Raw genomic sequence first — 1,073 nt, 5'->3', positions numbered from 1 at the left:
TTCGCTGGTAAGACCGATCTCGCACGGTCCTTCGTCGATCTCTTCACACTGCCCGCCAAAACCACCTGAGGATCGCCTTAGCGGTCGAGTCGGTATCCGGCGCCATGCCGGAGCGCGGGGGCCGTCGCGCGAACGCCTCAGCCGCCCTCCAATCCGCAACTGCGGCCTTCTTCCTAGCCCCGGGGAAAGGCGCTGGAGGCGGAGTAAAGCGTCGCGCTTTCACGGACATGGCCGCGCGCCTACATACCCGGCATGCCTTTCCTCCTAGCGCTCGGCGCCGTCCTCCTGTTCGGCCTCGTCTTCGGGCCTCAATGGTGGGTGCGCCGGGCAATGCAGCAACACGCCACCGAGCGGCCGGACTTGCCCGGGACCGGAGGCGAGCTCGCCCGCCATCTGCTCGACCTAGCACGGCTCGAGCACGTTCCCGTCGAGATCGCGCCAGCCGACCACTACGACCCGGTCGCGAACGTCGTGCGCCTGTCGCCGGAGAACCATAACGGCCGCTCGATCACGGCGGTCGCGGTCGCGGCGCACGAGGTTTCCCACGCGCTTCAGCACGCAGCGGGAGACCGGCTAATCGCGGCGCGAGTGACGTTCGCCCCGGTCGTGCGAGGCTTCGAGTTCGCGGCGGCCGTGGTGATGATGACCGCACCCTTGATGCTCGCCGTCGTCAAGTCGCCTGTCCTGCTCGCCCTGCAGATGGGTGTCGGCATCGCGCTCCTCGGTGTTCGCCTCGTGTTCCACCTCTTGACGCTGCCCGTCGAGCTTGACGCGAGCTTTCGCCGGGCTCTGCCTATCCTGGAAACGGGCCGGTTCCTCGACGCTGAAGATATGCTTGGCGCCCGCACTGTACTGCGCGCCGCGGCCCTCACCTACGTAGCCTCGTCCCTCGTGTCGCTCGTGAACATCGCCCGCTTTCGGCGGCTCCTCCCGTTCTGAGACCTGCGAGGCGCGCGTCCGATTTCCTGCTCCGCTCGGCTGCAAGCGGGCCGTCTCCTATCGGCCAAGTTCGGTCAGCAGCTTCGCGGCCCTGAGCACAGACTGGCTCTGCCATCACTAGCGGACCTGTCGTT

At 67.3% G+C, this 1,073-nt stretch carries 1 protein-coding gene; it reads left to right on the top strand.

What is annotated here, in order from left to right:
* Positions 1-252 precede the first annotated feature (252 nt).
* On the top strand, positions 253-939 hold the full coding sequence (locus tag MOX02_RS30695) for a zinc metallopeptidase (RefSeq protein ID WP_147029524.1): 687 nt from the start codon (positions 253-255) through the stop codon (positions 937-939).
* The last annotated feature ends 134 nt before the right edge of the window (positions 940-1,073 follow it).

Origin of the sequence: Methylobacterium oxalidis, from assembly GCF_007992195.1 — a bacterium.
GTDB classification, from domain to species: domain Bacteria; phylum Pseudomonadota; class Alphaproteobacteria; order Rhizobiales; family Beijerinckiaceae; genus Methylobacterium; species Methylobacterium oxalidis.
Note: the sequence above shows the minus strand (reverse complement) of the source record. Positions and strands in the feature narration are given on the sequence as shown.